Source organism: Neoaquamicrobium microcysteis (assembly GCF_008180155.1).
Classification (GTDB): Bacteria; Pseudomonadota; Alphaproteobacteria; order Rhizobiales; family Rhizobiaceae; genus Aerobium; species Aerobium microcysteis.
In genome coordinates this window covers 99,265-120,512 of record NZ_VSZS01000054.1, presented here as the reverse complement: position 1 = coordinate 120,512, position 21,248 = coordinate 99,265, and the positions used below count along the sequence as shown (strand labels likewise).

27 protein-coding genes and 1 riboswitch are annotated in these 21,248 nt (G+C 65.3%); of the genes, 10 read left to right on the top strand and 17 right to left on the bottom strand.

From position 1 onward, the window contains the following. Complete coding sequence (gloB, locus tag FY036_RS03805; RefSeq protein ID WP_148913369.1) at positions 1–768, bottom strand: hydroxyacylglutathione hydrolase; 768 nt, start codon at positions 766–768, stop codon at positions 1–3. A gap of 107 nt (positions 769–875) precedes the next feature. Here gloB and FY036_RS03800 point away from each other — a divergent pair, with 107 nt between their 5' ends. Both FY036_RS03800 and FY036_RS03795 read left to right on the top strand, forming a co-directional pair. Beyond that, positions 876–1,631 (top strand): class I SAM-dependent methyltransferase, encoded by a 756-nt coding sequence (locus FY036_RS03800; RefSeq protein WP_148913368.1) that lies wholly within the window; start codon positions 876–878, stop codon positions 1,629–1,631. Between the two features lie 2 nt (positions 1,632–1,633). Next, positions 1,634–2,137, top strand: a complete 504-nt coding sequence (locus tag FY036_RS03795) for a peptide deformylase (protein ID WP_148913367.1) — start codon at positions 1,634–1,636, stop codon at positions 2,135–2,137. A gap of 3 nt (positions 2,138–2,140) precedes the next feature. On the opposite strand, the gene metA is transcribed toward FY036_RS03795, so the two are convergent. Then, a complete protein-coding gene (gene metA / locus FY036_RS03790; protein WP_148913366.1) occupies positions 2,141–3,079 on the bottom strand; it encodes a homoserine O-acetyltransferase MetA in 939 nt (312 codons plus the stop codon). Between the two features lie 54 nt (positions 3,080–3,133). Then, positions 3,134–3,211, bottom strand: a riboswitch (SAM riboswitch). 77 nt (positions 3,212–3,288) lie between these two features. Here metA and hisC point away from each other — a divergent pair. Together hisC and FY036_RS03780 are read left to right on the top strand one after the other, a co-directional pair. Beyond that, positions 3,289–4,392 carry a histidinol-phosphate transaminase gene (hisC, locus tag FY036_RS03785; protein ID WP_148913365.1) on the top strand — a complete coding sequence of 368 codons (1,104 nt, stop codon included), beginning with the start codon at positions 3,289–3,291 and terminating at the stop codon, positions 4,390–4,392. A 3-nt stretch (positions 4,393–4,395) separates the two neighbouring features. Further along, entirely contained in the window at positions 4,396–5,331 is a 936-nt protein-coding gene (locus FY036_RS03780; protein ID WP_201744689.1) for a prephenate/arogenate dehydrogenase family protein, read from the top strand. Between the two features lie 16 nt (positions 5,332–5,347). Here FY036_RS03780 and FY036_RS03775 read toward each other — a convergent pair whose 3' ends face one another. Then, entirely contained in the window at positions 5,348–6,340 is a 993-nt protein-coding gene (locus FY036_RS03775; protein ID WP_148913364.1) for a DUF2125 domain-containing protein, read from the bottom strand. A 95-nt stretch (positions 6,341–6,435) separates the two neighbouring features. Here FY036_RS03775 and FY036_RS03770 point away from each other — a divergent pair, with 95 nt between their 5' ends. Next, entirely contained in the window at positions 6,436–6,981 is a 546-nt protein-coding gene (locus FY036_RS03770) for a gamma-glutamylcyclotransferase (protein WP_148913363.1), read from the top strand. Here the strand turns inward: FY036_RS03770 and FY036_RS03765 are convergent. From FY036_RS03765 to ftsE, 4 genes are all read right to left on the bottom strand, one after another. Further along, a complete protein-coding gene (locus FY036_RS03765; RefSeq protein ID WP_148913362.1) occupies positions 6,944–7,741 on the bottom strand; it encodes a lysophospholipid acyltransferase family protein in 798 nt (265 codons plus the stop codon). The genes FY036_RS03770 and FY036_RS03765 overlap by 38 nt on opposite strands. A 71-nt stretch (positions 7,742–7,812) precedes the next feature. Then, positions 7,813–8,502, bottom strand: a complete 690-nt coding sequence (locus FY036_RS03760; protein ID WP_407941122.1) for a YdcF family protein — start codon at positions 8,500–8,502, stop codon at positions 7,813–7,815. Positions 8,503–8,610: 108 nt separating this feature from the next. Beyond that, positions 8,611–9,597 carry a cell division protein FtsX gene (locus FY036_RS03755; RefSeq protein WP_148913360.1) on the bottom strand — a complete coding sequence of 329 codons (987 nt, stop codon included), beginning with the start codon at positions 9,595–9,597 and terminating at the stop codon, positions 8,611–8,613. Then, complete coding sequence (gene ftsE / locus FY036_RS03750) at positions 9,590–10,249, bottom strand: cell division ATP-binding protein FtsE (protein WP_148913359.1); 660 nt, start codon at positions 10,247–10,249, stop codon at positions 9,590–9,592. Before ftsE ends, FY036_RS03755 begins: the two co-directional genes overlap by 8 nt. Positions 10,250–10,418: 169 nt before the next feature. On the opposite strand from ftsE, the gene FY036_RS03745 reads away from it, so the two are divergent. The 3 genes from FY036_RS03745 to FY036_RS03735 are packed head-to-tail and all read left to right on the top strand — an operon-like array spanning position 10,419 to position 11,949. Next, complete coding sequence (locus FY036_RS03745) at positions 10,419–11,042, top strand: hypothetical protein (RefSeq protein ID WP_148913358.1); 624 nt, start codon at positions 10,419–10,421, stop codon at positions 11,040–11,042. Next, positions 11,042–11,584 carry a hypoxanthine phosphoribosyltransferase gene (gene hpt / locus FY036_RS03740; protein ID WP_148913357.1) on the top strand — a complete coding sequence of 181 codons (543 nt, stop codon included), beginning with the start codon at positions 11,042–11,044 and terminating at the stop codon, positions 11,582–11,584. Before FY036_RS03745 ends, hpt begins: the two co-directional genes overlap by 1 nt. 2 nt (positions 11,585–11,586) lie before the next feature. Further along, complete coding sequence (locus FY036_RS03735) at positions 11,587–11,949, top strand: response regulator (RefSeq protein WP_148913356.1); 363 nt, start codon at positions 11,587–11,589, stop codon at positions 11,947–11,949. A 1-nt stretch (position 11,950) separates the two neighbouring features. Here FY036_RS03735 and FY036_RS03730 read toward each other — a convergent pair whose 3' ends face one another. The 4 genes from FY036_RS03730 to FY036_RS03715 all read right to left on the bottom strand — a co-directional run bounded on the left by FY036_RS03730 (position 11,951) and on the right by FY036_RS03715 (position 16,510). Then, a complete protein-coding gene (locus FY036_RS03730) occupies positions 11,951–12,940 on the bottom strand; it encodes an esterase-like activity of phytase family protein (RefSeq protein ID WP_148913355.1) in 990 nt (329 codons plus the stop codon). Beyond that, complete coding sequence (gene cobT, locus FY036_RS03725; protein WP_148913354.1) at positions 12,937–14,826, bottom strand: cobaltochelatase subunit CobT; 1,890 nt, start codon at positions 14,824–14,826, stop codon at positions 12,937–12,939. Before cobT ends, FY036_RS03730 begins: the two co-directional genes overlap by 4 nt. Before the next feature lie 3 nt (positions 14,827–14,829). After that, positions 14,830–15,816, bottom strand: coding sequence for a cobaltochelatase subunit CobS (cobS, locus tag FY036_RS03720; RefSeq protein WP_148913353.1), 987 nt, complete (start codon positions 15,814–15,816; stop codon positions 14,830–14,832). A 76-nt stretch (positions 15,817–15,892) separates the two neighbouring features. Next, a complete protein-coding gene (locus FY036_RS03715; protein WP_148913352.1) occupies positions 15,893–16,510 on the bottom strand; it encodes a J domain-containing protein in 618 nt (205 codons plus the stop codon). A gap of 141 nt (positions 16,511–16,651) precedes the next feature. On the opposite strand from FY036_RS03715, the gene FY036_RS03710 reads away from it, so the two are divergent. Next, the gene (locus FY036_RS03710) at positions 16,652–16,954 is read left to right on the top strand and encodes a BolA family protein (protein WP_148913351.1); all 303 of its coding nucleotides are present in this window, start codon (positions 16,652–16,654) and stop codon (positions 16,952–16,954) included. Positions 16,955–16,956: 2 nt separating this feature from the next. Here FY036_RS03710 and FY036_RS03705 read toward each other — a convergent pair whose 3' ends face one another. From FY036_RS03705 to FY036_RS03685, 5 genes are all read right to left on the bottom strand, one after another. Beyond that, entirely contained in the window at positions 16,957–17,355 is a 399-nt protein-coding gene (locus FY036_RS03705) for a type II toxin-antitoxin system VapC family toxin (protein ID WP_148913350.1), read from the bottom strand. Further along, the gene (locus FY036_RS03700) at positions 17,352–17,588 is read right to left on the bottom strand and encodes a type II toxin-antitoxin system Phd/YefM family antitoxin (protein WP_148913349.1); all 237 of its coding nucleotides are present in this window, start codon (positions 17,586–17,588) and stop codon (positions 17,352–17,354) included. The genes FY036_RS03705 and FY036_RS03700 overlap by 4 nt, the downstream gene beginning before the upstream one ends. A 66-nt stretch (positions 17,589–17,654) precedes the next feature. Beyond that, positions 17,655–18,926 (bottom strand): HlyC/CorC family transporter, encoded by a 1,272-nt coding sequence (locus FY036_RS03695; protein WP_148913348.1) that lies wholly within the window; start codon positions 18,924–18,926, stop codon positions 17,655–17,657. Next, a complete protein-coding gene (gene aroB / locus FY036_RS03690) occupies positions 18,923–20,050 on the bottom strand; it encodes a 3-dehydroquinate synthase (protein ID WP_148913347.1) in 1,128 nt (375 codons plus the stop codon). Before aroB ends, FY036_RS03695 begins: the two co-directional genes overlap by 4 nt. After that, the gene (locus FY036_RS03685) at positions 20,047–20,649 is read right to left on the bottom strand and encodes a shikimate kinase (RefSeq protein ID WP_235897504.1); all 603 of its coding nucleotides are present in this window, start codon (positions 20,647–20,649) and stop codon (positions 20,047–20,049) included. The genes aroB and FY036_RS03685 overlap by 4 nt, the downstream gene beginning before the upstream one ends. 199 nt (positions 20,650–20,848) lie before the next feature. On the opposite strand from FY036_RS03685, the gene FY036_RS03680 reads away from it, so the two are divergent. Next, complete coding sequence (locus FY036_RS03680) at positions 20,849–20,998, top strand: histidine kinase (protein WP_148913346.1); 150 nt, start codon at positions 20,849–20,851, stop codon at positions 20,996–20,998. Positions 20,999–21,030: 32 nt separating this feature from the next. On the opposite strand, the gene FY036_RS03675 is transcribed toward FY036_RS03680, so the two are convergent. After that, a complete protein-coding gene (locus FY036_RS03675; RefSeq protein WP_148913345.1) occupies positions 21,031–21,210 on the bottom strand; it encodes a hypothetical protein in 180 nt (59 codons plus the stop codon). Positions 21,211–21,248: the final 38 nt, after the last annotated feature.

Sequence of the window (21,248 nt, the reverse complement as noted above, 5' to 3'; positions counted from 1 at the left end):
TCAGGCGACATCCTTGCGCTTGCGGATTTCGGCGAAGACCGCCTCGTCGGAAACGCTCTCCATCCCGAGGTTCTTGCGGATCGCCGGGTCGTGCCAACGCAGGAAGGGGTTGGTTTCCAGCTCGGTCCCGATGGTGGTGGGCAGCGTCGGCTTACCGTCCGCCCGCAGCGCCTCGATCTCCTTGGCCCGCTGCTTCAGCACCGGATTGGTCGGGTCGACCGTCAGCGCGAAGCGTGCATTGGAAAGCGTATACTCATGCCCGCAATAGACTGCGGTGTCGGCAGGCAGCGCGGTCAGCTTCTTCAGCGATGCGAGCATGGTCGCGGCCGAGCCCTCGAAAAGCCGCCCGCAGCCCAGCGCAAACAGCGTGTCGGCGGTAAACGCCACCTTCGATTTCGGCAGGTGGTAGGACACATGCCCGGCGGTGTGGCCCGGCGTCTCGATCACCCGTATCTCCTCGCCCAGCAGCGTCAGCACGTCGCCCTCCGCGACCGTCTGGTCGATGCCCGGGATCTTCGCGGCTTCCGCCTTCGGCCCGATGATGCGCAGCCCGAAGCGCTCCTTCAGCGCCAGATTGGCTTCGACATGGTCGGGGTGATGATGCGTGGTGAGAATCACCGTCGGCCGCCAGCCCGTCCGCTCCACGGCATCGAGGATCGGCCGTTCGTCCGGCGCGTCGATGAGCGCGGTTTCGCCACTCGCCGCATCGTGCACCAGCACGCCGAAATTGTCGCTCCGGCACATGAACTGTTCGATCTGGACCGTCATCGTCGCCTCCTTGTTTTCGCGCGCAAGATAGGGCCCGGCGGTGCTGCTGTCACGGTCCGCCACAGGCTTTCTTGCCGTTGCGCCTCATATCGGTCTAGGTTCGCGCCATGTTGTCGGACATCGTCGATCTGCGCTCGTTCTATGCTTCCACGCTCGGTCGTCTGGCCGAGCGGTCGATCGCCATGGCGCTGTCTTCCGTCTGGGCCTCGATGCCGAACGAGAGGCTGGTCGGGCTTGGCTATACCCTGCCCTGGCTGGAGCGCTTCGGCAGCGATGCCGACCGGGTCTTCGCCTTCATGCCCGCCTTGCAGGGCGCGGTGAACTGGCCCGCCGGCGGCCCCTCCACCACCGCTCTGGTGTTCGACGAGGAACTGCCGCTTTTCGATTCCTCGATAGACCGGATGCTGGTCGTCCATGCTCTGGAACACGCCGAAAACCCGCGCGAAACGCTGATGGAAATCTGGCGGGTTCTGGCGCCGGGCGGCCGGCTGGTGATCGTCGTGCCCAGCCGGCGCGGCATATGGGCCCGGTTCGAGCACACGCCTTTCGGCACCGGCCGGCCATTCTCCCGCTCGCAGCTCAACACCCTGTTGCGCGAAACCAACTTCACCCCCGGCGCGTGGTCCGACGCCCTGCATTTCCCGCCGTCCAAACGGCGCTGGATGATGCGGCTTCACCAGCTTCTGGAACGGACCGGCCGGCGCTTCTGGCCGATCTTCGCCGGCGTCATCATCGTGGAAGCGCAGAAACGTCTCTATCAGGGCCTGCCCGTCGCAGCCCGCTCCTCGCGCCGCGTCTTCGTGCCCGTTCTGTCGCCTCAGGGCGCGACGAGAGCGATGCGAAAACCCGCGACGGAGGGCTGACCGTGGCGATACGCCCGATCGTCCGATACCCCGATAATGCGCTCCGCACGGTCTGTGCGCCCATCGTCCGTTTCGACGACGATCTGCGCGCGCTGGCCGACGATCTGCTCGAAACCATGCGCGCTGCGCCCGGCGTCGGCATAACCGGGCCGCATATAGGCGAGCTTGGGTCCATCGCCGTCATTCAGCTTGCCGGGGATGATAGGGTGCGCGTCTACGTAAACCCCGTAATCGAGGAGTTTTCGAGCGAGACCCAGCGCCACGTCGAGGGCAGCGTCTCGATGCCCGGCATCACCGACGAGATCGAGCGGCCGGCCCATATCCGCGTCCGCTACCAGACGCTCGACGGCACGCAAGCCGTTGAAAACGCGTCAGGTTTCCTTGCCACCTGCATCCAGCACGAGGTGGACCAGCTTGGCGGCATATTCTGGCTGCAGCGCCTGTCGCGGCTCAAACGCGAGCGCGCGATCAGGCGCTGGGAAAAGCTCCGGCGCGTGACGCCTTAGTTTTTACGCAACCGCCGAGTGCTGCGTCTCCGCCGGCGCGACGAAATCGTATGTCGTGGTCTGGTAGACCTGGTTGATCCAGTTGCCGAACAGGAGATGCGCGTGAGAGCGCCACCGGTTGAGCGGCGGCCGGCTCGGATCGTCGTCGGGGTAGTATTCGTGCGGGATGTCGATCGGCGTTCCGGCGGCCACGTCGCGGTCGTACTCCTCCTTCAGAGAGGTGGAATCGTACTCGATGTGGTTGAACATGTAGAGCCGGTTGCCCGCCTTTTCCGAGAGCATGCACGGCCCGGTGGCCTCGGACTCCATCAGCAGTTCCAGCCCGCTATCGGCCGGAATGTCGGCCGAGCGCACCTCGGTCCAGCGCGAGACGGGAATGGCGAAATCGTCTGAAAAACCAGTAAGATAGGGTGAAGCGGGCGCGTTGTTGGTGTGGCGGAACACGCCGAACGCCTTCTTCTCCAGCGTGTATTTCGGCACGCGGTGGAAGTGCCAGGCGGCAGCCATCGCCCCCCAGCAGATGAAGAACGAGGAGTGGACGTTGGTCGTCGTCCAGTCCAAGATCTTCTCGAGTTCCTCCCAGTATCCGACCGTCTCGAACGGCAGCAGCTCGATCGGCGCGCCGGTGATGATGAAGCCGTCGAACCGCCGGTCCTTCACCTCCTCCCACGTCTGGTAGAAGGTGATGAGATGGTCTTCCGGCGTGTTCTTGGCCTTGTGATTGCCGATACGGATGAGCGTCAGCTCGACCTGCAGCGGCGTCGCGCCGATGAGGCGGGCGAACTGCGTCTCGGTGCGGATCTTGTTGGGCATCAGGTTGAGAAGGCCGATCTGCAGCGGCCTTATGTCCTGCCGCAGCGCCGTCTGCTCGCCCATCACCGATACGCCCTCGCGCACGAGCACGTCGCGGGCGGGCAGCTGGTCGGGGATCTTGATAGGCATTGCAAACACTCCAGACAAAAAAGACCGGCGGCGGAATCGCGGCCGGTCCCAACGGACTTGTTGCAAACGGCCCTTTAGCAATTTGTTTTACGTGGCTGCAAGCCGACCGGCCAAATCACCACGGGATCGCCAGCTTTTAGGACTGCCTGCCCTTTGCGTCAATGGCAAAGCTTGCTAGAGGCAGGCGGCCTGAAAGCTGGATAGTCCCCATGAGCACCCAATTTCGCCCGCAGCCCCGCCCCGGCGTGATGGAGATCGACGCCTACGTTCCCGGCAAGAGCCATGCGCCGCAAGGCGTGGCGAAGGTGCACAAGCTCTCCGCCAACGAGAACCCGCTCGGCCCCTCGCCACACGCGGTGGAAGCTGCCCGCGCGGTGGCGGCAAACCTCCAGCTCTATCCGGACGGTGCCGCCACACGGCTGCGCGAGGCGCTCGCCGCAAGGCACGGGCTGAACGTGGCCAACATCATGATCTTCAACGGCTCCGACGAGGCGCTTGCGCTTCTAGCCCGCGCCTATGTCGGCGAGGGCGAAGAGGGCATCTACAGCGCGCACGGCTTCCTCGCCTATCCGATCTACATCCGCGCCGTCGGCGCGACGCCGGTGGCCGCAAAGGAAACCGATGAGCGTAGCGACGTGGATTCGATCCTCGCCGCGGTGACCGACAGGACGCGTATCGTCTACCTCACCAACCCGAACAACCCGACCGGCACGTATCTTCCGTTCGAGGAAATCCGCCGCCTGCACGCCGGACTGCCGAAGAACGTCCTGCTGGTCATCGACGCGGCCTATGCCGAGTTCGTGCGCCGGAACGACTACGAGGCCGGGGTGGAACTGGTAGCCGGCAACGAGAACGTGGTGATGACCCGCACCTTCTCCAAGGCCTACGGGCTTGGCGGCGCGCGGATCGGCTGGATTTACGCGCCCTCGCATATCATCGATGCGCTGGAACGCATCCGCGATCCGTTCAACGTCAACGCGGTGGCCATCGCGGCAGGCGTCGCCGCCCTCGACGACCGCGACCATGTCGAGCGCTCCGTCAGCCACAACGAGCACTGGCTGCGCTGGACGAGCGAGGAACTGGAGAAGCTTGGCCTGCGCGTGACGCCCAGCGTCACCAATTTCATCCTGATCCACTTCCCGCAGGACGAGCGATATTCGGCGGCGGCGGCCGACGCGTATCTGGCGGCGCGCGGCTATCTGCTGCGCCGCGTTTCCGCCTACGGCTTCCCGAATGCGCTGCGCATGAGCATCGGCACCGAGGAAGCCAATCGCGGCGTTGTAGCCGCCCTTGCCGAGTTCCTGAAAGCCTGACCCATGCCCGAGAAAATGTTCGACAGGATCGCCCTCATCGGCATCGGCCTCATCGGCTCCTCGCTTGCCCGCGTCATCCGGCGCGAGGGGCTTGCCGGCGAGATCGTCGTCTCCACCCGCAGCGCCGGGACGCTGGCGCGTGCACAGGAACTGGCGCTCGGCGATCGATACACGACCGACGCGGCCGAGGCTGTGAAGGACGCCGACCTCGTCATCGTCTCCGTGCCGGTCGGCTCGTCGGGCGCGGTGGCCGAGCGGATCGCGCCGGCGCTGAAGCCCGGCGCGATCGTCACCGACGTTGGCTCTACCAAGGCGTCGGTAATCGCGCAGATGCAGCCGCACATGCCGCCGCATGTGCATTTCATTCCCGGCCACCCGTTGGCGGGTACGGAAAAATCCGGCCCCGACGCGGGCTTCGCGGAGCTCTTCGAGAACCGCTGGTGCATCCTTACTCCGCCCGAAGGCGCGGAGCCGGAGGCAGTGGAACGGCTGGCCGCCTTCTGGCGCGCCTGCGGATCGAACATCGACACGATGGACCCGGAACACCACGACATGGTGCTGGCGATGGTGTCGCATCTGCCGCACATCATCGCCTACAACATCGTCGGCACGGCAGACGATCTCCAAACCGTGACCAAGTCCGAAGTCATCAAATATTCGGCCTCGGGCTTCCGCGATTTCACCCGTCTGGCGGCTTCGGACCCGACGATGTGGCGCGACGTGTGCCTGCACAACAAGGATGCGATCCTGGAGATGCTGTCGCGCTTTTCGGAAGACCTCGCATCGTTGCAGCGGGCGATCCGCTGGGGTGATGGAGACAAGCTTTTCGAGCTTTTCACCCGCACCCGCGCCGTGCGCCGCTCGATCATCGAGGCCGGGCAGGAAGTGGACGCACCGGACTTCGGCCGCTTCGTCGCCGCGCACCCGGAAAAGAACTGAACGCCCGTTCCGGCCGTCACAGAGGCGGGATCGAGCCCAGCGACAGGAAGCCCAGCCGCATCCGGCTCTTGTCGATCACCAGCGGCAGCGTCGGCGCATCGCCCATCATCGCGAGGCCGGAAAGGCTGAGCTCTATTTCGCGGCGCGATTCGGGCATCAGGTCGCCGAGAAGCCCGGCCAGCGCCTCCGGTTCGCGCAGTGTCACATCCAGCCGTGCATCGATCAGGCCTTCATCGTCCACGGAGACGGGCCCGCTGACGGTCGCGCCCGCGCCGTCCGGAGTGGACACCGTGATGGTGCGGATCGTGCCCGACCGGCCGCGCAATCCCCTGCCCGATACATTTGGCAGGACACCTTCGGTCAGCGAGATGTCGACCAGACCGTCCAGCGCGGGGATGGCGTCGGTGCCCGTCAGTTCGGCATCGAGCAGCAGGCCGGAAAAGCGGGCGGCCAGATCGAGATCGTCACCGAGCGGGCGCATGTGAAACTCGAACGTCCCGGCCTGCGCCAGAAGCGGCGAGGCATCGCCGGTTTCATTGCGCCGGACGACCAGATCGCTGGCCTCCATCGAAACCCGCTCCGGCAGTGGCGAGGCCAGCCGGACGCTCGACCGCAGGCTGGCCCATTCCAGGTCGAGCGCGTTGAGCCCAGGCGCTTCAAGCGTGGCCGGGCCGTCGAGTTCACCGATGATGTGGTAAGGCGCATAGACCTGCGCGGCCGAACGCAACTGCCGCGCCCTGAAGGAGACGCCGCCACGCGCGTCCTCGAACATCACGGAACGGCAGAACACGCCGATGCGGAAGGGGTAGCCGCGCGCCTCGACATTCTCGCAGCTCGCACGCCGACCACCGGTGTTCAGCGCGGCGACATTGGCGTTGACCTGCTCCTCCAGCCTTTCGGCGGCATAGAACCAGCCGGCCGTATAGAGCCCGCCCGCAAGCAGGATCGCGACGGCGAACCAGAAGAAGCGCCTCGCATAGTTGGTTTTCTTCTCGCCGCTTGACGCCATGCACCTGCTCTCGCTACCCCTCGGCCACCGGCGGATTGCCGGTAACGAATCTGGCCTGCCGGCGGCAGTCGGCCTTTCGAATCTGGTTTGCCGATATGGGCGATTTTTGGGTCTTTGGCTATGGCTCGCTGATGTGGCGGCCGGGTTTCGCCCATACCGAAACGCACCGCGCGCGCCTGATGGGTTACAGGCGCGCCCTGTGCGTGCGCTCGCACGTCCATCGCGGCACACCGGACCGGCCTGGCCTCGTACTCGGGCTGGACAGGGGCGGCTCGTGCCTCGGCCTCGCCTTCCGGGTTCCAGACGACCTGTCGGGCGAGGTGATGGCGTATCTGCGCGAACGCGAACTGGTGACCAACGTCTATCTGGAAAAAAGGCTCCCCGTGCGCCTCGACAGCGGCGAGACGGTCAGCGCGGTGACTTATGTGGTCGACCGGCAGCATCTCCAGTATGCCGGACAGATCGACGTGGACGAGGCTGCGCGCGCCGTTTCAGGCGCGGTCGGACAATCGGGCGCCAACGAGGATTACGTGCTGAACACGCTGGAGCATCTGCGTGCGCTGGGCATCCGCGACCACTGGCTGGAGCGGGTCGGCGAACGCGTCAGGACTGTACAGGCGGCTCCACGCCCAGTTCCCTGAGCCGCCGGACGGCAGTGGGCGGAAAATGCGGCGGGTTTTCCGAGCGGGCCGCTTCCACCAGCAGTTCGTCGCAGGCGGCCTCCGTCTCGCGCACCAGCCGCGCCATGAACTCGTCCTTTTCCAGCCCCGCCTCGATGGGCGGCAGGAAGCGGGCGTGGATGGTGCCGGGAAAGCGCAGGAACTTGCGGCGCGGCCAGTAAAGCCCGGCGACATGGGCGACGGGCACAACCGGCACGCCCAGCGCGGCGTAGATCTCCACGATCCCCCATTTGTAGGCCGGCTCGTCGCCGGGCGCGCGCCTCGTGCCTTCGGGATAGATGATGAGCTGCCGGTTGTCGGCCATCCGCTCTTTGGCAACGACGAGCGCTTGCTTGAGCGCCTTGGAGCGGCTGCCGCGATGGATCGGGATCATCTTCATCTTGCCGACATACCAGCCGAAGAACGGTATCCACATCAGCTCGCGCTTGAGGATGTAGACCGGGTCGCGCAGGTAGGGAAAGAACGCGATCGTGTCCCAGAATGACTGGTGCTTGGGCGCGAGGATGAACGGGCCGTCGGGCAGGTTTTCCATGCCTTCGATATGGCTTTTCGTGCCGGCGATCCATTCCTGCAGCTTCAGGCTCGAACGCGCCCAGAACTTGGGCACGAACCAGGCGGCATGGCGCGGGGCGAGGAAATAATACGGCGTCCAGAACAGCATCTGGACGATGAGGGCGAGATAGAAGGCGACGTTGAACGCCAACGATCGGACGACGAGCATGATGACCGGCCTGAGGGATTGTCGTGCGGATCGTGGTTACACGAAGCGGGCGCAAAGGCAAATGCCGCGCCTCACCCGCCGGCGGACGCCTCGAGGACCTCGACCGGCTCGGAACCAAGCCGTGGTAGGGCCACGCGCGCGACGGCCGCCAGATATTTGGCATATTCGGTGAACAGCACGCGCAGCGCGGCCTTGTTGGTCATCCACTCGCCGCCGTCGAGCTTGGTGTTGACCACGGGATAGGGCAGCAGCAGCGTGTCGCCCACCATGCGCTTGAGCTCCAGCAGGCTGCGGGGCATGTGGTAGTTGTTCGTCACCACAATGACGCTGCCATAGGCGTGGCTGGTCACCCATTTGGCGCTCTCCTCGGCGTTGCCGATCGTGTCGAGCGCCGCATAATCGATGTCGACGCAGCAGGAAAACAGCCCGGCATCGCCGCCGGTGGCGCGCTGGATATCGACCAGCCGCGCATCGGGGTGTGCGCCGGAGATGAGCAGACGCTGGCCCTTGCCCGACTGGAGCAGGTCGAGCGCGGCGTCGAGGCGCTTCTCTCCGCCGGTCAGCACGATGATGGCGTCGGCGTCGGTCTGTTCGGCAGGGGTGGAAAGCCGCGCCACGTGCGTCGCGAAGGCCGCGAACCCGCCAAGGAACGCCATGCCGCAGCCCACGAGCACCACGAAACAGGCCGCAGCCAAGCGGAGGCCGCGCCAGCGCCCTTTCGTGCCAATGCCTGCGCGCGCCGCTGCGGGCGGCGTGTCCATCTTCCGTGGCCCCTTCATGGTGTAATGGTTAACCGCGAAATGGGGCGCTGCAAAGCGCGATTATGCGGCACGCCCCTTGCCACCTGCGACGGTTCGCCGCCCACCGCCTCAGCCCTCGTGATGGCGGGCGTCGATATCGCCCAGATAGGACACGACGGTGAGATGCGAGGTGGCCGCCGTCAGCCCGCCCACGGCCAGCACGACGAGCGCGACGCCGAGATAGCCTGTCGCCCCGATCGCGAAATTGCCGAACAGCGCCGTGGCCTGGTCGGCCTGCGGCGTGGCCATGTTGCGCGACGACCACCATGAAAACACGATGAAGACGATGGTCGCGGCGAGCCCGCCTGCCAGCGCACCCTTCATGCCCGTGAAAAGAAAATGCCGGCGGAACTCGCCTGCGATGAAGCGGGCCTCGGCCCCGACGAAGTGCAGCACCTCGATGATATGGTCGTTGCCGGCCATGGCGCCCCGCGTGGCGAACACCACGGAAAGCACGGTGGCCGACAGCATCAGCACCAGCACGGATATGCCGATGGTCACGGTGGTGTTGGCCATGGCGACCAGCCTGTCCACCCAGGTGCGATGGTCGTCCAGCGTCGCCTGCGGCACCTCGGCCGAAAGCGCCGTGCGCAGCGCGGAAAAATCAGGCGGGGAGGCCGGATCGATGGTGACGATGACGAGGCGCGGCACCGGCAGTTCGTCCAGATCGAGGCCCGAGCCCAGCCACGGCTCGAGCAGCCTGACGGTCGCCTCGCGGTTGACCACGGCCGCCGAGCGCACGCCTGAGAAACCGGCAGCGATGCGCTGCGCGGTGGCCAGCGCCGCCTCCATGTCGAAGCCCTCGGCGGGCTTGATCTGGATGGTGGCCTCGCGCGCGATCTGCGTCTGCCATGTCGCCGCCGTGTCGCGCACCAGCGTGACAGCCCCCAGCGTCAGGCACGACAGGAACGTCATGATGGCGATGACGAGGATGAGCGCGCTGCCCGCGACGTTGCGCGGCGGCACGATGGGCGCGGCCTTGCGCGGCGCCCGCTCGGCCCTCGCCGGCGCGGATTGGGCTGCGGCCTGTGCGTCGCTGGAATAGGCCTCAGTCATGGATTTCCAGCCTGCCGCCGTCGAGGATCATGCGGCGCGCGTCCACCTGCTCCATCAGCCCGAGATCGTGGGTTGCGATGACGACCGCCGTGCCCAGCCGGTTGAGTTCGAGAAAGAGCCGCAGCAGACGGCGCGCCAGCGGCGGATCGACATTGCCGGTCGGCTCGTCGGCAAGCAGGATTTCGGGCTGTTCGATGAGCGCGCGGGCAATCGCCGCGCGCTGCTTCTCGCCGCCGGAGAGCACCGGCGGCAGCACATGCATGCGCTCTCCCAGCCCCACCCATTTGAGCAGCTCGATCACGTCGGAGCGATAGCTCGCCTCATCGCGGCCGCGCACGCGCAAGGGCAGCGCGACGTTCTCGTAGGTCGTCATGTGTTCGAGCAGCCGGAAATCCTGGAACACGACGCCGATCCGGCGGCGCAGCATCGGCAACTCGCGGCGCGTGATTCGCGCCCGGTCCTTGCCGAACACGTTGATCAGTCCGCGCGTCGGCTTGAGCGACAGGAACAGCAGCCGCAGCAGCGTGGTCTTGCCCGCGCCCGACGGCCCGCTGAGAAACTGGAACGAGCGCTCCGGCAGGTCGAAGGTGATGTCCCGGAGGATTTCCGGGCCCATACCGTATCTGAGGCCGACATTCTCGAAGCGGATCACCGGAAGTCCTTGCGTGTTTGCGAATTTGCCGGTCGCGTTTCGGCCGAACGGGGCAGCCCGAACATCCACCCGCATGGTTAAGGCCGGGTTAAATTCGCCCCGTTTGCAGCGAAGCGTTAACCATTTCCGTCTAGTGCGTGCAGGAGCAACGACGAGGACGGCCGGCTGCATGAAAGAGCGCGACAAGGCACGCCCGGTTTCCGGCGAAATCATGACCGGCGGCCAGAAGCAGAGCGACCTGGCCCGCTCGGCCGACGTGTCGGACGCCGAATACGAGGTCGTCCACGCGCGCGAGGATGGACGCCAGGCCCGCTTCGAGCAGCCTGCGACCGCCACCGGAATGGACTTTCTCAAGGCAGATGCCACCGAAGCAGCGGCGGCACAGCCGCGACACGGCGGCCCACTGTTCTGGGCAACCGGGCTGACGCTGGTGATCCTCGCCTTCTGGATTTCGGGCGGGCACGCGGTGGTCCGCCACAGCGCCCTGTTCGGGCCCGCCGAAGCCTTGCAGCCGCTTCGCATCGCCGAGGTGAAAAGCCGGGTGGAGCGGCACAATGGCCGCGACGTGCTGTTCGTCGACGGACGCGCCGAGAACGCCGGCAGGTCGGCCCTGAGCCTGCCGCCCATCGAAATCGCCGTGACCGCCACGGACGGCGAGACGACGCGCTATTTTCTGGGGACAAACGGAGACGAACTCCAGCCCGGCGGCCGCTACTCCTTTTCCAGCCGGCTTGAGGCTCCTAGGAACGGGGTCAGATCCGTTTCGGTCACCTTTCAGGAGGTCATCCGCTGATGCCTGTCGTACGTGGCAAGGACATCGAAGTCCTTTTCAGCGCCTCGGCCATTGCCCGGCGCAATCTCGAACTTGCCAAGGAGATCGCCGAGCGCGAGTACGACGACCTGCTCGTCATCTCGATCCTCAAGGGCTCGTTCATCTTCGCAGCGGACCTGATCCGCGCGATGCACGACACCGGCCTGTCGCCGGAAGTCGAGTTCATCTTCATATCGAGCTACGGCACGGGCACCACCTCGGGTGAGGTCAAGGTGCTGCGCGACATCGACAACGAGGTTGCCGGTCGCGACGTGCTGCTGATCGATGACATCCTGGAATCGGGCAAGACGCTCAAGTTCACCCGCGAGCTGATGATGTCGCGCGGCGCAAAGAGCGTTTCCATCGCCGTGCTGCTCGACAAGCACACCAAGCGCCAGACGGACCTGACCGCCGATTTCGTCGGGTTCGACTGCCCCGACTATTTCGTGGTCGGCTACGGCATGGACGTCGCCCACGCCTTTCGCGAACTGCCTTTCGTCGGCGTGGTCAAGGGAGACGCATGACCATGGCCCGCATTCTCATCGTCGAGGACGATGAATCGGTGCGCTCGTTTACCGCGCGCGCCATCGCCGCCTCCGGCCATGAGGTCGAGACCGCCGAGGACGGCGACGAAGGGCTTGAGAACATCCGCAAGGCGGGCGGCGGCTACGATCTCGTGCTTTCCGACATCCGCATGCCGGCGATGGACGGGATAGAGATGGCCAAGAGGGCCGCGAGCGAGTTTCCCGGCCTGAAAATCCTGCTGATGACCGGTTATGCCGAGCAGCGCGAGCGTGCAGCCGACCTTGCCGGCATCATCATCGACGTGGTGCCCAAGCCGTTCACCCTCCACGAGATCAGGCTGAAGGTGGCGCAGGCGCTGCAATAGGCTACCGCGACAGCACGAACTCCAGATAGATCGTGCGTTGCAGGAAGGACTGGTTGTCGTCCGATATCAGCGACACGATCAGCGCGCCGTCGGCTCGCTCCCACACGTCGAGACCTTCCATATTGTCGATGCGATAGGCGAGGTCGGCTTCCATCAGCACCGGCCCGTCGACCAGCGCATCGCTGCGGATCGTATCGCCGGGAATACGCCGCAGCCGCATCGCCACGCCCTGCGCCAGCGAGAACCGGCGCTCGAGCAGGAGCAGGTCGCCATCGGGCAGGAAGACGCCGTCGGTGACGTCGAAATCGTCGCTGCGCACCACCTTGAAAAGGCCGCGCTCCGGCCCCTCGAGAATGGCGGCGAAGATGTTGCCGGCCGGATCGACGCTGCGTTCCGCAACCACGATGCGCGCGCCTTCCTGAACGCCTTGCGCAGGCGCACGCGCGACGGTCTCGAAGCCCTGATTGTGGCGTAGCTCGCGCCGGGGCACGATGAAGTCGAGGTCGCGCAGCGGCCCCCTCATGCGGGCCGGATCGATCGCGTATTCGGACACGCGCGCGATGCGCTCGAAAGCCACCGTGGCGACGCCCTCATGCACGTCCAGCCCCTCGGCATCCTTAGCCGTCTTGTCCTCGATGACGTTGCCCCTGCCGTCCACCATCGCCTGCATGGTGAAGTCGCGGACGCCGACGGGCCTGTATTCCTCATCGCGCTCTATGGCGCCGAAAAACCAGTAGCCGTGATCGGCCACGCCGATGAAATCGCTGCCCGGCGTCAGGAAGCGCAGCGCCGAAAGCTGGCCGAACACGCGCTCGCCGCGCCGCATCTCGAACCCGCCGACGAATTCCAGTTCGCCGAAGCGGGTTTCGGAAGACCCCATGCGAAAATGGGTGATGGGTGTCGCGCGAACCTCGATGCTCTGGCGGGCCGAGCCCTGCGCAAGGGATGGGGCCGGCAGAACCGCCAGCACCGCGGCAACAAGCAGCCTCACCGCCGGCCCGCGCTGCGTCGGGTCTCGCGCTGGGTTTCCTCGCCGAACAGCGCCGCAAGCTGCTCGGTCATCGCGCCGGCTAGTTCCTCGGCATCGACGATGGTCACCGCACGGCGGTAGTAGCGCGTCACGTCGTGGCCGATGCCGATGGCCAGCAGTTCCACCGGCGAGCGCGTCTCGATCAGCTCGATCACGCCACGCAGGTGGCGCTCCAGATAGTTTCCGGGGTTCACCGACAGCGTCGAATCGTCGACCGGCGCACCGTCCGAGATCATCATCAGGATCTTGCGCTGCTCGGGCCGTGCGATCAGCCGCTGATGCGCCCACAAAAGCGCCTCGCCGTCGATGTTCTCCTTCAGCAGCCCCTCGCGCATCATCAGGCCGAGATTGCGACGCGAACGCCGCCACGGCGCGTCCGCGGACTTGTAGATGATATGTCGCAGATCGTTGAGCCGGCCCGGATTGGCGGGCTTGCCGTCCTTCAGCCACTTCTCGCGCGCCTGCCCGCCCTTCCACGCACGCGTGGTGAAGCCGAGGATTTCGACAGAGACGCCGCAGCGCTCGAGCGTGCGCGCGAGAATGTCGGCGCAGGTGGCGGCAACCGTGATCGGACGGCCGCGCATCGAGCCGGAATTGTCGAGCACCAGCGTCACCACCGTGTCGCGGAACTTGGTGTCGCGCTCCTGCTTGAAGGAAAGCGGCTGCATCGGGTCGATCACGACGCGCACGAGACGAGCGGGATCGAGCGTGCCTTCTTCCAGGTCGAAGTCCCACGAGCGGTTCTGCTGCGCCATCAGGCGGCGCTGCAGGCGGTTGGCAAGCCGGCCCACGACGCCCTGGAGGTTGGCGAGTTGCTTGTCGAGGAAGGCGCGAAGCCGGTCGAGTTCTTCCTCGTCGCACAGCTCCTCCGCACCGACGGTCTCGTCGAAGGCGGTGGTGAAGACCTTGTAGTCGATTTCCTTCGGCAGGTTTGTGAAGGGGTTTTCCTGGCGGCGGGTTTCGCCCGGCGTTTCGGCGTCGAGATCGTCGTCGTCGGCCAGTTCGTCCGCGCTGGCGTCCGAGCTTTCGGTCTCTCCGGTCTCCTGATCCTCGCTGGAGGCGTCGCTTTCCTCGGCCTGCGACTGGTCGGAGCCCTGATCGTCCTGCCCGCCCTCCTCGCTCTGATCCTCGCCCTGCGGCTCGTTTTCCTCGTCCTGGCTTTCTTCGCTCTGCTCGTCTTCGCCCAGTTCCTCCGCCATCTCCATGGAGGCGAGCATTTCGCGCACGACACGGGCGAAAGCCTGCTGGTCTTCGAGTTTTTCGGCAAGCCCGGCAAGGTCGCCGCCGGCCTTGTCGTCGATCCACTTGCGCCACAGGTCGACGACGCGCTGGCCGCTGCGGGGTGCCGCGCGGCCGGTCAGCTTCTCGCGCACCATGAGCGCGACGGCTTCCTCGAGCGGGGCGTCGGCTTGGTCGGCCACGTCGGCCAGGTTTGCCTTGGCGTATTTGTCCTCGAGCATGGAGCCGATATTGTCGGCCACGCCCTGCATGGCGCGGCTGCCGATGGCCTCGACGCGGGCCTGCTCGACGGCATCGAAGATAGCGCGCGCCTGCTTGCCTTCGGGCGCCAGCTTCATGTGAACGCGGGGGTCGTGGCAGGCGCGCCGCAGCGCCATGGAATCGCCGAGCCCGCGGGTGACCGCGATGTCCTCGGCCGACGCCTTCTTGGGAAGGTCGGGCAGGCGCGCGCGGCTACCCGCAAGCGCGGGCTTTTCCTTGGCAAAGGAAACGTCCAGTTCGCCGTCGCCTGAAAGCGCGCGCATGCAAACCGTCACCGCACGCTTGAAGACGTCGGTGTCGCCGCCCTTGCCGGGCCTGTTGCGCGTGTTGTCGCCGGCGCTTGCCAAGGACTACCCCAGCACCACGTTTGCCGCGCTCTCGGGCAGTTCCTCGCCGAAGGCGCGCTGGTAGAACTCGGCCACGACTGACCGCTCGAGCTCGTCGCACTTGTTGAGGAAGGTCAGGCGGAATGCGAAGCCGACATCGTTGAAGATTTCGGCGTTTTCGGCCCACATGATGACGGTGCGTGGGCTCATCACCGTCGACAGGTCGCCATTGATGAAGGCCGAGCGCGTCATGTCGGCCACGCGCACCATCTTGTTGACGATGTCCCTGCCCTTCTCGGTGCGGAAATGCTTGGCCTTGGCCAGCACGATCTCGACTTCCTTGTCGTGCGGCAGATAGTTGAGCGTGGTCACGATGGACCAGCGGTCCATCTGCGCCTGGTTGATCTGCTGCGTGCCGTGATAGAGGCCCGTCGTATCGCCGAGGCCGACCGTGTTGGCGGTGGCGAAGATGCGGAAGGCGGGATGCGGGCGGATGACCCGGCTCTGGTCGAGCAGCGTCAGGCGGCCCGACGATTCCAGCACGCGCTGGATGACGAACATAACGTCCGGGCGGCCGGCATCGTACTCGTCGAACACCAGCGCGACATTGTGCTGGTAGGCCCAGGGCAGGATGCCGTCCTTGAACTCGGTGACCTGCATGCCCTCGCGCACGACGATGGCGTCCTTGCCGACGAGGTCGATACGGCTGACATGGCTGTCGAGGTTGATGCGCACGCAGGGCCAGTTGAGGCGGGCGGCGACCTGCTCGATATGGGTCGACTTGCCGGTGCCGTGATAGCCCGACACCATCACGCGGCGGTTGTAGGCGAAGCCGGAAAGGATCGCGAGCGTGGTCTGGCGGTCGAACAGATAATCCGGATCGACATCCGGCACATGCTCGTTGGCGGCCGAATAGGCCGGCACCACCATCGAGGAATCGAAGCCGAAAGTATCCTTCACCGAGACGGTGGTGTCGGGAAGGTTGGCGATGTCGCGATCGTGCCTGTTCATCATGCCTCCACGCGCGGAAGCAGTGCTGCCGCCGGTGTTCCTGTCATTTTCGGGGCGTCTTTAGCAGACCGGAGACCTAACACAAACCTGCTTGTTTGAGCACGCGATAGGCCTGCAGCACATCGCGGAAACGGTCTTCCGAACCCCTGTCGCCGCCATTCGCATCGGGATGGTGGCGCTTCACGAGTTCCTTATAGCGCGACTTGATGTCCGCGCCAGTCGCGTTCTCGGCAAGACCAAGCGTTTCCAGCGCCTTGGCCTCAAGGGTCTTGAGCTTGCGCGTGCGCGGACGGTCCTGGTCCTTGGCGCCGTTGAACATGCCGTAGGGGTCGCGCATGCGGTTGTAGTAGCCGGCAGCACCCGAGCGCTTCTGCGCGAAATTCGGCGTCGATTGCGCCTGGCTGTTGGCCCCCATCTTCCATGTCGGGCGATGGCCGGTCAGCGCTTCCTTCTGGAAGCGCGCTATGTCCGTGTCGGCAAGCCCGGAGAAGTAGTTGAAGCCCTTGTTGTACTCGCGCACATGGTCGAAGCAGAACTTGAAATACTCGCCCTCCGCCATGCGGCCGACGGGCGCGCGATGGGTTCCAGCCTCGTTGCACCCGTCCCACTGGCAGACCGGCGCGCGCGACTTCACCTCCGCCTGAGGGTCGGGGCGGACCTTTATCTTCTCGAAATATTTCGAATAGGGTTTCATCCGTTCCTGAACCCGAAGCTGCGCCTGATTATGGGCTCTTCGCAGTGCGATACAAGAATTGACATTTGCGGGATCATCCCCCAACCGCATGAATCATGCCGCCGGTGCGGGAGTGTCCTCATATGGTGAAGGAACAGGGTCTTGTCCATCCAGTCCACGATAGAAGCCAAGCTTGCCGAAGCATTTTCGCCGCAGCGTCTCGCCGTCGTCAACGAGAGCCATCTGCATGCGGGCCATCACCACACGGGTTCGGGACACCACGAAACGTTCGACGGCACGGGTGAAACCCACTTTCGTGTCCGCATCGTGGCGGAAGCCTTCGCCGGCAAGAGCCGGCTGGACCGCCACCGCGCCGTCAACGCACTGCTTGCCGACGAACTCGACGCAGGCCTGCATGCGCTCGCAATCGAGGCATCCGCACCGGGCGAACCGACGCGCTGGTAGGTCTACCAGATCGTCCGGATTTGGGGATAGTTCCTTATCTTCTCGTCGGCGGTGACCAGAGGAACGGACAGCTTCTGGCTGGTTGCAGCAATGAAGCGGTCGGCTGGGTCCTTGTGAAAATCCGGGCCCAGTCGTGCTCCAAGGATAGCGATTTCGTTGTCCAGAGGAACGAACTTCACCCTCCCCGAAGCCTCGACCTCGCCCAGCCACTTCCGGGCGTCTATCGACAGTCCTATCCTGCCCCGGTCGTGTAGAAGCGTGATCTCCCATGCCGAAATGGCGGAAGCCCGAATTGCCCCTCCGTGACCGGCGTCGTCGAGAGCATCCACCGCCGCGGCGCTGAGCCTCGATGTATCGCCGGCGACCCACCAGAGAAGCACATGGGTATCGATGACGATCACTTGAGCGTGTCCCATTCCTCCTCATCCACCGGATCGAACGGCCGATCGTAAAACAGCAAAGAGCCTCGCAGGCGCTCCAGCGGGTCTCTTGCAGGCTTCGCCCCGATGGGTTTGAGTTCCAGTGCGGGCTTCCCGTGATCGGTAATCACGATCGGCTCGCCAGATGCCTCCACCTGACGCATGAGTTCCAGCGCCTTCGCCTTGAACCGCGATTTTGAAACATGCACGACCATGGGGCATCTCCAGCTGGCAAGCGAATATGAAGGCGGCCATGACCATAGTCAATGACTATGGTCATTTTACGCCTCGTCCGCCGGCCTGATCCTGATGCGGGTGATTCGGTTCTTGTCGCGCTTCATCACGATGAAACGCTTGCCGTGGAAGGTGAAGGCCTGCCGCTCGTTGGGGATCGACTGCGTCTCGTGGATGACGAGACCGGCGATCGTGGTCGCCTCCTCGTCGGGCAGTTTCCAGTCGAGCGCACGGTTGAGGTCGCGGATCGGCACCGAACCGTCGACGACGACCGACCCGTCGGCTTCCTGCTTCACGCCCTGCACGTCGACATCGTGCTCGTCGGCGATGTCGCCCACGATTTCCTCGATGATGTCCTCCAGCGTCACCAGCCCTTCGACCTCGCCATATTCGTCCACGACGATGGCGAAATGCGCCTTGCGCCGCAGGAACGCGTTTAGCTGGTCGAGAAGCGATGTCGTGTCGGGCACGAACCACGGCTTCGACGCAACCTTCATGATGTCGATGCGGGAGGGTTCGTTGCCCACCTCGTGCAGCGCGCGCAGCAGGTCCTTGGCGTGAACAACGCCGACGATGTTGTCGCTGGCGCCCTTCCATACGGGCATGCGGGTGTGCGAGCTGAGCAGGATTTCGCGCACCAGAACCTCCGGCGGATCGTCGGCGTTGATCGAGCGCATGTTGGTGCGATGGACCATGATGTCGGAAACTTCGAGCTCGTGCAGGTCGAGCAGCCCGCCCATGCGGTCGCGGTCCTGCTTGATGACGGCGCCCTCGCGATGAAGCACGGCCACCGCGCCGCGCAACTCCTCATGCGCAGACAGCATCGAGACGTCGCTGCTGAGGTTGAGGCCGAAGAGGGACAGGAAGCCGCGCACGAACCAGTTTACCGTGCTCGACAGCGCACCGAACAGCACGACCACCACGCGCGCGAAGGGGGCGACGAACAGGGCGAACGGCTCGGGCCGCGCCAGCGCCCACGACTTCGGCAGGATTTCCGAGAACACGACGATGACCACCGTCATCAGGATGGTCGCATAGACCACGCCGCTCTGCCCGAACAGGTCGAGCAAAACGCTGGTAGCCAGCGCCGAAGCCAGGATGTTGACGAGGTTGTTGCCGATCAGCAGCGCGCCGATAAGCCGGTCCTTGCGCTCGATCAGGCTCTCCACGAGTTTTGCGCGGGCATTGCCGCCGACCGACAGCGCATGCAGCCTTGCGCGCGACGACGCCGTCATGCCGGTCTCCGTTCCCGAAAACAGGAAGGACAGGAAGATCAGGCAAAGGATACCGCCAACGGTCATCCAGAATTCCGGCGTCATGACGCGAGCACCTCTTTCAGGAACGAGAGCACTTCCGAGGCCGGCACATTCCTTGCGACGAAGGATTGGCCGATGCCACGGGTAAGGATGAAGGTCAGCGCGCCGCGCGAAACCTTCTTGTCCTGCGCAATGTAGTCCAGCATTCGCTCCGCGCCAGGCAGTTCGCCCGGAATCTCGTCCACCGACACCGGCAGGCCGACCGCGCGCAGATGCCTTTCGACGCGCACCGCATCGTCGGGACTGGCGAGATTGAGGCGGGCGGAAAACCGGTGCGCGAGCGCCATGCCGATGGAAACACCCTCGCCGTGCACCAGCCGCGCGCTGTCATAGGAGGTGGCAGCCTCCAGCGCGTGGCCGAAGGTGTGGCCGAGATTGAGCAGGGCGCGGTCGCCGGTCTCGAACTCGTCGCGCGCGACCATTTCGGCCTTCGCCCGGCACGATTCTGCGATCGCGTGGGTGCGTGCCGCGCCGCCGGCGAAAACGTCCCGCCAGTTCTCCTCCAGCCATGCGAAGAAATCCGGCCGGTCGATGAGGCCGTATTTGGCTACCTCGGCATAGCCCGCCCGAAACTCGCGCTCGGGCAGCGTGTCGAGCACGCCCGTGTCGGCGAGCACCAGCGCGGGCTGCTGGAACACGCCGACGAGGTTCTTGCCGTGGGCGGTGTTGATGCCGGTCTTGCCTCCGACGGAAGAATCCACCTGCGCCAGAAGCGAGGTGGGTATCTGCACGAACCGCATGCCGCGCCGCACGATGCCGGCGACGAAACCGGCCAGATCGCCGACGACGCCGCCGCCCAGCGCCACCACCACGTCGCCCCGCTCCAGCCGCGCGGCCAGCACGCCGTCCACCACCTCCTGCAGCGTGGCGAAGCCCTTGCTCCTCTCGCCGGGTTCCACGACGATCGTGGTCGAGGCGATGCCGGCGGCTTCAAGGCTTTGAGCCAGCGCGCCCGCGTGATGGCCGCCGACGTTGCGGTCGGTGACGATGGCGGCGCGTACGCCCGGAAGCCTTGCTGCGATCTCGCCGCCCGCACGCGCGACGAGCCCGCCGCCGATGAGTATGTCGTAGCTCCGCGCGCCCAGTTCCACCCGGACGTTGCGCGGCTCACCCCCGACTGCGCTCATTGCGTTTCCCCTGCACTGCCGCTCCCGGCGCGGCCCTGAAGATGGCTTGCCAGCGCCTGAAGAGTTTCCTCGGTGATGGTCTCGCGCCTCGCATCGCGGGTTTCGACGGTCAGGTCGGCCTGCGCATAGACGGGATAGCGGTCGGCCATGAGCTTGGCCATGACGGCGCGCGGATCGGCATTCTTCAGCAGCGGCCGGTTCTGCTTCTTGGCGACGCGCTCCATCAACAGGTCGAGATCGGCCTTGAGCCAGATCGACACGCCGAAGGAGGCGATGGCCTCGCGCGTGTGCGGGTTCATGAACGCCCCGCCACCGGTGGAAACCACGCGCGGCCCCTCGCGCAGGAGCCTTTCGATCACGCGCTGTTCCAGGGCCCGAAATTCGGGCTCGCCGTAGCGTTCAAACAGTTCCGGAATGGTCATGCGCGAGACGGTTTCGATCTCGTGGTCGCTGTCGACGAAGGGCAGGTCGAGCAACTGCGCGAGCTTTCGGCCGATGGCCGTCTTTCCCGCCCCCATCAGACCGACGAAGACGACGACCTTGCGTCCGAGCAGCGCACGGACATCGGTGGCGGAATGCGGCACGGCAGCGAGCGTCACCGCACGCACCGGGCGGTGAGAACCAGGTCGCTCCAGACAACCGGACTCTCGGCTTTCGTCATCAATTCCGTCCTTTCGGGGCGGTATCGACATGAAAAGGCCGTTCGCGTCAAGCATCGCAGTGCGATCCTTGAAATGCAGCCGCAGCCGTCCCATAACGGGACGGGCTTGGAAGACATGGAAATCGTACGGGCGAACTATGCCGACACTGTTCAGGTTCCTGATGACGCTGGCCATCCTGGCCGGCCTGGCCTATGGCGCCATGTACGCGCTGGTACTCTACGTCGAGCCGAACAGGGGCGAGATGACGGTGCGTATTCCGGCCGAGCGCCTTAATCCGCAGCGTTAGATCCTGTCACTCAGGATGTTCCGATAGACCCGTTAGCCGCTGGGAAATGCGGCGAAAATGGCAAGCCCCACCAGCACGACGGGGATCAGCAGCAGGCCGTAGCGGAAGCCGCCGCCCTGCGATCGCCTGCGCAGCAGGATGGGTTCGGCAGCGCGATGGTCGGCCATCGCGAGCCGGGCGGCGTTCTGCACCGCGTTCATCTGCGAAATCATGCTCCCCTCCACGCGCTAGAGCATGTTGCAGACGGGCG

Coding starts and splice junctions, on each gene's coding strand:
- FY036_RS03695 (WP_148913348.1), bottom strand. CDS start 18,926: ATGACGCCGGAATTCTGGATGACCGTTGGCGGTATCCTTTGCCTGATC.
- hisC (WP_148913365.1), top strand. CDS start 3,289: ATGAGCACCCAATTTCGCCCGCAGCCCCGCCCCGGCGTGATGGAGATC.
- hpt (WP_148913357.1), top strand. CDS start 11,042: ATGCCTGTCGTACGTGGCAAGGACATCGAAGTCCTTTTCAGCGCCTCG.
- cobS (WP_148913353.1), bottom strand. CDS start 15,816: ATGAACAGGCACGATCGCGACATCGCCAACCTTCCCGACACCACCGTC.
- metA (WP_148913366.1), bottom strand. CDS start 3,079: ATGCCTATCAAGATCCCCGACCAGCTGCCCGCCCGCGACGTGCTCGTG.
- FY036_RS03715 (WP_148913352.1), bottom strand. CDS start 16,510: ATGAAACCCTATTCGAAATATTTCGAGAAGATAAAGGTCCGCCCCGAC.
- FY036_RS03675 (WP_148913345.1), bottom strand. CDS start 21,210: ATGATTTCGCAGATGAACGCGGTGCAGAACGCCGCCCGGCTCGCGATG.
- FY036_RS03735 (WP_148913356.1), top strand. CDS start 11,587: ATGGCCCGCATTCTCATCGTCGAGGACGATGAATCGGTGCGCTCGTTT.
- FY036_RS03765 (WP_148913362.1), bottom strand. CDS start 7,741: ATGCTCGTCGTCCGATCGTTGGCGTTCAACGTCGCCTTCTATCTCGCC.
- gloB (WP_148913369.1), bottom strand. CDS start 768: ATGACGGTCCAGATCGAACAGTTCATGTGCCGGAGCGACAATTTCGGC.
- FY036_RS03770 (WP_148913363.1), top strand. CDS start 6,436: ATGGGCGATTTTTGGGTCTTTGGCTATGGCTCGCTGATGTGGCGGCCG.
- FY036_RS03760 (WP_407941122.1), bottom strand. CDS start 8,502: ATGGACACGCCGCCCGCAGCGGCGCGCGCAGGCATTGGCACGAAAGGG.
- FY036_RS03680 (WP_148913346.1), top strand. CDS start 20,849: ATGCCGACACTGTTCAGGTTCCTGATGACGCTGGCCATCCTGGCCGGC.
- aroB (WP_148913347.1), bottom strand. CDS start 20,050: ATGAGCGCAGTCGGGGGTGAGCCGCGCAACGTCCGGGTGGAACTGGGC.
- FY036_RS03755 (WP_148913360.1), bottom strand. CDS start 9,597: ATGACTGAGGCCTATTCCAGCGACGCACAGGCCGCAGCCCAATCCGCG.
- FY036_RS03780 (WP_201744689.1), top strand. CDS start 4,396: ATGCCCGAGAAAATGTTCGACAGGATCGCCCTCATCGGCATCGGCCTC.
- FY036_RS03745 (WP_148913358.1), top strand. CDS start 10,419: ATGAAAGAGCGCGACAAGGCACGCCCGGTTTCCGGCGAAATCATGACC.
- FY036_RS03800 (WP_148913368.1), top strand. CDS start 876: ATGTTGTCGGACATCGTCGATCTGCGCTCGTTCTATGCTTCCACGCTC.
- FY036_RS03700 (WP_148913349.1), bottom strand. CDS start 17,588: ATGGTCGTGCATGTTTCAAAATCGCGGTTCAAGGCGAAGGCGCTGGAA.
- FY036_RS03775 (WP_148913364.1), bottom strand. CDS start 6,340: ATGGCGTCAAGCGGCGAGAAGAAAACCAACTATGCGAGGCGCTTCTTC.